This window comes from Pseudomonas sp. NPDC089554 (assembly GCF_050280645.1).
Lineage (GTDB): Bacteria > Pseudomonadota > Gammaproteobacteria > Pseudomonadales > Pseudomonadaceae > Aquipseudomonas.
On sequence record NZ_JBNNVR010000002.1, the window covers coordinates 144,444 to 151,535 of the forward strand.

The 7,092-nt window shown below is 59.7% G+C and carries 11 protein-coding genes and 2 tRNA genes; 7 read left to right on the forward strand and 6 right to left on the reverse strand.

Features of this window, described 5'->3' with window-relative positions:
- Positions 1-140: 140 nt before the first annotated feature.
- The 3 genes from ACQKPE_RS01595 to ACQKPE_RS01605 all read left to right on the forward strand — a co-directional run bounded on the left by ACQKPE_RS01595 (position 141) and on the right by ACQKPE_RS01605 (position 1,031).
- A complete protein-coding gene (locus tag ACQKPE_RS01595; RefSeq protein ID WP_427663016.1) occupies positions 141-353 on the forward strand; it encodes a hypothetical protein in 213 nt (70 codons plus the stop codon).
- Positions 354-428: 75 nt separating this feature from the next.
- Positions 429-513: transfer RNA gene (locus ACQKPE_RS01600), tRNA-Leu, on the forward strand.
- A gap of 104 nt (positions 514-617) precedes the next feature.
- A complete protein-coding gene (locus ACQKPE_RS01605) occupies positions 618-1,031 on the forward strand; it encodes a DoxX family protein (protein ID WP_427663017.1) in 414 nt (137 codons plus the stop codon).
- 3 nt (positions 1,032-1,034) lie between these two features.
- Here ACQKPE_RS01605 and ACQKPE_RS01610 read toward each other — a convergent pair whose 3' ends face one another.
- On the reverse strand, positions 1,035-1,223 hold the full coding sequence (locus ACQKPE_RS01610; RefSeq protein WP_427663018.1) for a hypothetical protein: 189 nt from the start codon (positions 1,221-1,223) through the stop codon (positions 1,035-1,037).
- A 262-nt stretch (positions 1,224-1,485) separates the two neighbouring features.
- Here ACQKPE_RS01610 and ACQKPE_RS01615 point away from each other — a divergent pair, with 262 nt between their 5' ends.
- Positions 1,486-2,160, forward strand: coding sequence for a polysaccharide lyase family 7 protein (locus ACQKPE_RS01615; RefSeq protein ID WP_427663019.1), 675 nt, complete (start codon positions 1,486-1,488; stop codon positions 2,158-2,160).
- A 132-nt stretch (positions 2,161-2,292) separates the two neighbouring features.
- Here the strand turns inward: ACQKPE_RS01615 and ACQKPE_RS01620 are convergent, their stop codons facing one another.
- The 5 genes from ACQKPE_RS01620 to sohB form a co-directional block, all read right to left on the reverse strand.
- A complete protein-coding gene (locus ACQKPE_RS01620) occupies positions 2,293-2,958 on the reverse strand; it encodes a hypothetical protein (RefSeq protein WP_427663020.1) in 666 nt (221 codons plus the stop codon).
- A 24-nt stretch (positions 2,959-2,982) separates the two neighbouring features.
- Positions 2,983-3,189 (reverse strand): membrane protein insertion efficiency factor YidD, encoded by a 207-nt coding sequence (gene yidD, locus ACQKPE_RS01625; protein ID WP_427663021.1) that lies wholly within the window; start codon positions 3,187-3,189, stop codon positions 2,983-2,985.
- On the reverse strand, positions 3,186-3,428 hold the full coding sequence (locus ACQKPE_RS01630; protein WP_427663022.1) for a DUF4177 domain-containing protein: 243 nt from the start codon (positions 3,426-3,428) through the stop codon (positions 3,186-3,188). The genes yidD and ACQKPE_RS01630 overlap by 4 nt, the downstream gene beginning before the upstream one ends.
- 238 nt (positions 3,429-3,666) lie before the next feature.
- Positions 3,667-3,740 (reverse strand) — tRNA-Cys (locus tag ACQKPE_RS01635).
- Positions 3,741-3,884: 144 nt separating this feature from the next.
- Positions 3,885-4,916 (reverse strand): protease SohB, encoded by a 1,032-nt coding sequence (sohB, locus tag ACQKPE_RS01640; RefSeq protein ID WP_427663023.1) that lies wholly within the window; start codon positions 4,914-4,916, stop codon positions 3,885-3,887.
- Positions 4,917-5,114: 198 nt separating this feature from the next.
- Here sohB and ACQKPE_RS01645 point away from each other — a divergent pair, with 198 nt between their 5' ends.
- The 3 genes from ACQKPE_RS01645 to ACQKPE_RS01655 form a co-directional block, all read left to right on the forward strand.
- Positions 5,115-5,828 (forward strand): histidine phosphatase family protein, encoded by a 714-nt coding sequence (locus tag ACQKPE_RS01645; protein ID WP_427663024.1) that lies wholly within the window; start codon positions 5,115-5,117, stop codon positions 5,826-5,828.
- A 51-nt stretch (positions 5,829-5,879) separates the two neighbouring features.
- Entirely contained in the window at positions 5,880-6,197 is a 318-nt protein-coding gene (locus tag ACQKPE_RS01650) for an SCP2 sterol-binding domain-containing protein (RefSeq protein WP_267302202.1), read from the forward strand.
- A 204-nt stretch (positions 6,198-6,401) separates the two neighbouring features.
- The coding region (locus ACQKPE_RS01655) for a phosphotransferase family protein (protein ID WP_427663025.1) at positions 6,402-7,092 on the forward strand (691 nt) is incomplete at its 3' end.

Below are 7,092 nucleotides of genomic sequence, written 5' to 3' on the forward strand. Positions count from 1 at the left end.
CAGGAGGAACATAAATGAGCTTAGTCAAAACGGCTCGGTGGGGAACATCAACCTGCGAGTGTCCGATACATGGGCAGATGGCAGCAAGCGCTGTATTGACCTATAGTGCAGCGCGCCTTGCGGATACTCACGGAATCGACATGCCGACCAATGTTCGTTTGCTGACCCTCCAGGACGATTTGCTGCGCGCTGCGCGGCAACTCGACGAGCTAGGCCTGAGCCTCAATGGCCATGCACGCTACCTGCATTATTCGATACACCGCGCCGAGGTGTCGGGCGTTAATGCCAAGGCCCGCGAGTTGCGTGGTTCAGCCGTACAGATGCGCGAAATCGCCCGCACGCTCACACCTTGAAATACGAGGTACGGTTGACGTCGCTATAACGGTGGGTTATAAAGCGCGCCGGTCAGCGATGACCCTTTCAAGCGTGCGAGTGTGGTGGAATTGGTATACACAGCAGACTTAAAATCTGTCGGCGCAAGCCTTGCGGGTTCGAGTCCCGCCACTCGCACCAACTCTTTCTGAAAAAGGCGCCCTTGTGGCGCCTTTTTCATGCCTTCCGGAAATATCCCGCGCAACTGCTAGAGTGAAATCTGTCACCACTATCGGAACGCCACCATGCGCCATACCCTGTTCGACGGCCAACGCGACGTCATTATCCTGCTTGCTCGTATCTTGTTGATGATCCTGTTCGTGATGTCTGGCTGGAGCAAGCTGACCGGCTTCGAGGGCACGGTCGGCTACCTGGGCTCGCTGGGCGCCCCCGCGCCGACCCTGGCGGCAGCCGTCGCGGTGCTGATGGAGTTCTTCGTCGGCATCCTGCTGATCCTGGGCTTCTACACCCGGCCACTGGCGTTCCTGCTCGCGCTGTTCGTGTTCGGCACCGCGTTGATCGGCCACCCGTACTGGAACATGGTCGACCCTGAGCGCAGCGCCAACATGATTCACTTCTACAAGAACCTGAGCATCGTCGGCGGCCTGTTGCTGCTGGCCGTGACCGGCGCCGGGCGCTTCTCGCTGGACCGCCGCTAGGGCTCAGTCGTCGGGGTCGTCGTGCCAGGCGGGGTGGTCTTGCTCATCGAGGTCATCGTGCCATTGCTCGTCCTCCTCGACTTCATCCTCCGCACCTTGCGCGTCGGCCTCGGGCTCGAGGCCGTCATAGAGGAATTCATGGTCGAGCAGGTGATCGTGCTCGGGTTCGGGCAGGTCATCTTCGTCGTGCATCGCAGGCTCCGGGACGGTCAGGCACGCCTGTATAGGCCTATCGACAGGCCTGGTCAATCTTAGAGGCGGTTAATGTTGACTTAACCCCTTGTGCATTAGCCTTTAGCAGCTCCCTTCAGAACGTCTTGCCCGCCGACCATGGCGGGCTTTTTTTGCCTGTCGAAAAATCTTCATGGAAATGCGGCCAATGGCCACGAAACTGAACGTGTAAATGAGGTTCGGACTAGGCAGGAAATTCTCTACCCCGCAAGGAGCAAGCCCCATGTCCGTCAATATCGACCGCCTCATCATTACCACCCCCGTACCCAAGTCCGCGACCAACCCAGTTGCCTTAGAGCTCACCGGCGCCCAGGCCCTGGCAACCCTGCCCGAGGTCATCGCCCGCCTGCCGGACGGCTCGGTGCGCATGGTCGCCCCCACTCGCGGCGCCTCCAGCAAGAGCACCCACCGCACCCGCTGCGAGTGGAAGGAGCCCACCTACTGGAGCCTGGCCAGCGCCGCCAGGCATCACAACCACCAGTTCATGCGGCTCGACCAGGTCAATTCGGCGCAGAAGGTGGTGATCGCCCAGATGCACGTGAAGGACGACGACAGCCCGGCGATCAAGGTGTTCTGGAACAAGGGCAAGATCACCTTCGGGTTTCGCCAGGACTTCGACCAACCCACCCCGCTCAACAGTACCCTGCTCGCCGACGTACCGTTGGGCAGCGTGTTCGAAGTGGTCATCGAAATCACCTCCGGCGGCGCTGCCAAGGTCAACGCCGTGTGCAACGGTCGCAGCGCCAGCACGGGGCTGATGCAGATGAGCGCGAGCTGGAACGCGCGCACCTTCAATTTTCATGGCGGGGTGTACAACCAGGTGGACTACACCAGTGCGACCACCGCACAGGACCGCTCGGTGTGCGTGATCAGCCGCCTGGAATTGAGTCATGCATAGAATGGTTTGTGGACATACGGTTCACGAAATTCTGACATTTGCCTAGGCACACTGACCTGGCTTCGATACGTTCCTTGGACCCGCCTCAATGGCGGGTTTTTCTTTTTCTGGGGGATGGGTACGGCGTCTCTATCAGTTCTTGCAGCCGTCCTTCGGAGCAGGCCTTGCATCAACGGGGATCGGCACGGTCACCTTGCCGATCACTGCCAACCTACGGATCGAGAGCGCGCACGACAATCGCGGGCCAGCTGGCGTCTGCACGGGGTGCATGCCTACGAACACCTCATAATCTTTCCCTGCCTTCAGCTCGAAGACCTTCGCGTCCATTGGGCAGACCGAATCGGTCGACCCATAACTTCCCATCACCGCCCCAAGCGTCGAGACCATGAACGGTGCATTGGTCGGCACGAGGTACTCTGTTTCAACCTCAGCGTACATGCCCTCCGCCATGCGGATACCGGGTTGAAGCTTGATCATTCCAGGAGCGCTACGGTCAGGCATTCCGACAATTTTATGAGGTTGCAAAGGAAACTGAGGGTAGCTCTCATGGGGCTGGCCATTGTCGAACTGACGGCCCGCTCGCGCCATCAGGTGGCGGGTCTTGGGTATGCAATTCGTTGTAAGACTATCGCCGAACACATCTGAGTTCGTGATCACACGCACCCGTGCCGTCTCTGGGGAGAGAGCGGGTTCGACATAGGGAATCGAGGCGATGCCACCGCATCCAGCAAGTGCGCTTGCCAACAGCAAGCCACTGATCGTTTTTATATGCATCCTTGAAAAGCCCACCTGTTCCATCTTTGAAAGTGCAAAAACGCGGGTCTATGGTAAGTCGACTCCACCATTTGGCGGTCGGCATCGATAAATCCGCTTGAGAGCTAGCCCCCAACCTTTCCAGGCTCCGTACTTTTCAAGCGCAGCTATTGCGTAGTGTGAGCACGAAGGATCGTATCGGCAGGATTCGCGAAGACGGCTCGGCGCTGAGCACTGATACAGTCTGATCAGAAAGATGGAAGACCTAGCGATCATGACTGCCGACGGAAGGAAATAACGTAGTAACTGGACAGTTCGGTTTTCTTGCCAAACAGCGCGTCGAAGCAACCTGGCTTGACCGCAACGCCAATGGTGTCCACTCGATAAAATTCCCAGCCATCTTCCGCGTGAGTGTTGACTACTGACTGCAGATACGCGGCAGCTTCGTTGCCTTTGTGTTTTTTGGCGTCTACCTCAACATTTGGAGGTACTTGAACCATTTTGTATACGTACACATCGTATCCTTACGGGCATGTTGGAGGCAAAATGCTATCAGCGGTTTCCGACCTTAGCTAGATGTAAGCGTGCTGCTGCGACAATCGAAAGATGGAATCATCGAGCGCGTCTACCGACGGCCAGGCCCTCCAAACAAGGTAAGTTTTGGAACTGCGATCGAATTGTTTTGATGCTTCAGGCTTTTCGAACACACAAAGAAAAACCCCGCAGACGTTAGTCTGCGGGGTTTTCGAAGAATGGAGGCCGAGGTCGGAATCGAACCGGCGTAGACGGATTTGCAATCCGGAGCATAACCACTTTGCTACTCGGCCTCAAAGTCGGAGTCAGCTTTCGCTATCTCCTTGAAACCGCTCGACTTTTTCAAGCCAGCTGCGTTTCGATGGACGCCATTATGTCGGCATTCGATGCCCCTTGCAACCCCCTCGAAGAAAAAATTCTTCAAGGGGTTCAAGGTGTTAGCGAAGGCGACCGAGCTTGCTCCACAGCCCTACCAAGGTGTTCTCCAAGGTGCCGCTGGCGGCCATGCCGATGCGTTCCTGCAGCGACTTGCGTTCGGCGTAGTGCACGTGGAACAGGTTCGCCTCGCGGGCGCGGGTGCTGAGGTATTCGTCGCTGGTGCGCAGTTCATCGACCAGGTTGCGGTTCAGCGCGGCGATGCCCAGCCAGACTTCGCCGGTGGCCACTTCGTCGATGTGCAGCTGCGGGCGGTAGCGGCCGACGAAATCCTTGAACAACTGGTGGGTGATGTCCAGGTCTTCCTGAAACTTCTCCCGGCCCTTCTCGGTGTTCTCGCCGAACACGGTCAGGGTGCGTTTGTACTCGCCAGCGGTCAGCACCTCGAAGTCGATGTCGTGCTTTTTCAGCAGCCGGTTGACGTTGGGCAGCTGCGCCACTACGCCGATGGAGCCGAGTACGGCGAACGGGGCGCTGATGATCTTCTCGCCGATGCAGGCCATCATGTAGCCGCCGCTGGCGGCGACTTTGTCGATGCACACGGTCAGCGGGATGCCGGCCTCGCGGATGCGCGCCAGCTGCGAGGCTGCCAGGCCGTAGCTGTGTACCAGGCCGCCACCGCTTTCCAGGCGCAGCACCACTTCGTCACGCGGGGTGGCCAGGGTCAGCAGTGCGGTGATTTCGTTGCGCAGGCTCTCGGTGGCCGAGGCCTTGATATCGCCATCGAAATCGAGCACGAACACCCGGCTTTTTTCCTCGGACTTGTCGGAAGCCTTGGCTTTCTTCTGCTGCTTCTCGGCCTTGGCCTGCTGCTTGCGCAAGGCCTTGAGCTGCGCCTTGTCGAACAGCCCCGATTCCAGGCGTTCGCGCAGCTCTTTGTAGAACTCGTTCAGACGGATGACCTGCAACTGCCCGCCCGGCTTGCGCCGACCCTTGCCACGCATGCCGGCGATGGCGGAAAGCACCACCAGGATGGCAATGACCAACGTGGCGGTTTTGGCGAGAAAGCTTGCGTATTCAGCAAGAAACTCCACAGCGACTCCTTGTAGGACCTGCGCCATATAGCGCGAAATTGTTCCAAGCATACCGACACGCCTGGGCCGCTGCCAGCCGGGGAAAACGCTGGCAACACAGTTCAAACAAGCTTTTCAAACGCTTGTATGTTTTTTCATTGACAGCCTCACTGGGCCATCCTAACCTCCCAGCAACCTCAACCCAGGCCGGACTTCCCCGTGGGCAATATCTACCTGATCCGACATGGCCAAGCCTCCTTCGGTGCCGACGACTACGACGTCTTGTCCCCGCTAGGTGTGCGCCAGAGCCATGCCCTGGGTGAGCACCTGGCGCAGCTTGGCTTGCAGTTCGACCGCTGCATCGCCGGCGACCTGCGCCGCCAGCAAGACACCGCACGCCTGGCCCTGGAACGCCTTGCGGCCAACGGCAGCGCCGTCGCGCCGGTGGAAACCGACCCGGCCTTTAACGAATTCGACGCCGATGGCGTGATCCGCGCCCTGGTACCCGACCTGCTGCCCCATGAGCCCGAGGCGCTGCAAGTGCTGCGCAACCCGGCGCAACACCGCAGCGAGTTCCAGCGCCTGTTCGCGCTGATGGTGCAGCGCTGGCATGACGGCGAGCATGCCCCAAGCGATGGCCTGGAAACCTGGGCATCGTTCACCGGCCGCGTTGGCGGTGGCTTGCAACGCGTACTGGCGCAAGCGTCCAGCCGCGACAACATCGCCATTTTCACTTCGGGTGGCACCATCGCCGCCCTGCTCCACCTGGTGACCGGCGTTACCCCGGCCCAGGCGTTCGCGCTGAACTGGCAAATCATCAACACGTCGCTCAGCCAACTGAAGTTCCGTGGCCGCGACGTGGCCCTGACCTCTTTCAACAGCCAAGCCCATGTGCAGCTGTTGAGGATGCCGGAGCTCATCACCTACCGATGAACCGGCCTGTTGTGCCCCCTGCACGCAACCATTACCCATAAGGAAAACACCATGAGCGACGTAGCTAAAGCAGTCGAAGCGATGAAAGCCAAGTTCAACCCAGCCGCTGCCGCCGGCCTGGACCTGGTGTTCGGCTTCAACATCACCGACGAAGACAAGCACTACGCCCTGCTCGTCAAGGACGGCACCTGCGAGATCCAGGAAGGCGAGAACGCCGACGCCAACTGCACCCTGGTGATGGACAGCGAAACCCTCAAGGGCATCGTCAGCGGTGAAACCGATGGCATGCAGGCCTTCATGGGCGGCAAGCTGCGCGTCGAAGGCGACATGATGCTGTCGATGAAGCTCAGCGAGCTGTTCCCGGCCTGAGGCCTGCGAGCATCGCCATGAAGAAAACCGAAGCCTGTGCGCTTCGGTTTTTTTTCGCCCGCGCATTGCCTGGCATGGGCGTTCATCAGGTGCAGTGATTGGACAGCAACACCCGCACCAATATGGCGGCTGGGACGCTTGTACCAACGCGATATGGAAATTAGATTAGCCAATAGTCCTCGCGACCGAGAATAAGGAATACGCATGACGCTCACCGACCAGTCCACCCAGGTACGCCCCGGCGAAGAACTCGATGCGGCCGTCATCGATCCCTACCTCAAGGCACATATCCCTGGCCTTGAGGGTACTCCGAGCGTCAGCCAGTTCCCCGGCGGCGCTTCGAACCTGACCTACCTGGTGGCCTACCCTGGCCGCGAATTCGTGCTGCGGCGCCCGCCGTTTGGCCAGAAGGCCAAGTCGGCCCACGACATGGGCCGCGAGTTCCGCATCCTCAACCAGCTCAACGATGGCTTCCCCTACTGCCCCAAGGCCTACGTGCACTGCACCGACGAATCGCTGATCGGTGGCGAGTTCTACGTGATGGAACGGGTCAAGGGCGTCATCCTGCGTTCGGACATCCCCCCAGCCCTGGGCCTGGACGCCGCGCGCACCGAAGCCCTGTGCAAGAGCTTCATCGACCGCCTGGTAGAGCTGCATCAGGTCGACTACAACGCCTGCGGCCTGGCCGACCTGGGCAAGCCCGAAGGCTACGTGCAGCGCCAGATCGAAGGCTGGAGCAGCCGCTACGAAAAAGCCCTGACCCCCGACGCACCGCGCTGGGAGCAGGTAACCGCCTGGCTGCGCGAGAAGATGCCCGCCGACCACCCGCGCCCCGGCATCGTGCACAACGACTACCGCTTCGACAACGTCATCCTCGATACCGTGTCGAGTACCG

Bases quoted from the DNA above. Each gene is read 5' to 3' on its own strand.
- ACQKPE_RS01650 (WP_267302202.1), top strand. From the start codon at position 5,880: ATGAGCGACGTAGCTAAAGCAGTCGAAGCGATGAAAGCCAAGTTCAAC.
- ACQKPE_RS01595 (WP_427663016.1), top strand. From the start codon at position 141: ATGCCGACCAATGTTCGTTTGCTGACCCTCCAGGACGATTTGCTGCGC.
- ACQKPE_RS01605 (WP_427663017.1), top strand. From the start codon at position 618: ATGCGCCATACCCTGTTCGACGGCCAACGCGACGTCATTATCCTGCTT.
- ACQKPE_RS01620 (WP_427663020.1), bottom strand. From the start codon at position 2,958: ATGGAACAGGTGGGCTTTTCAAGGATGCATATAAAAACGATCAGTGGC.
- ACQKPE_RS01610 (WP_427663018.1), bottom strand. From the start codon at position 1,223: ATGCACGACGAAGATGACCTGCCCGAACCCGAGCACGATCACCTGCTC.
- ACQKPE_RS01615 (WP_427663019.1), top strand. From the start codon at position 1,486: ATGTCCGTCAATATCGACCGCCTCATCATTACCACCCCCGTACCCAAG.
- yidD (WP_427663021.1), bottom strand. From the start codon at position 3,189: ATGATCGCTAGGTCTTCCATCTTTCTGATCAGACTGTATCAGTGCTCA.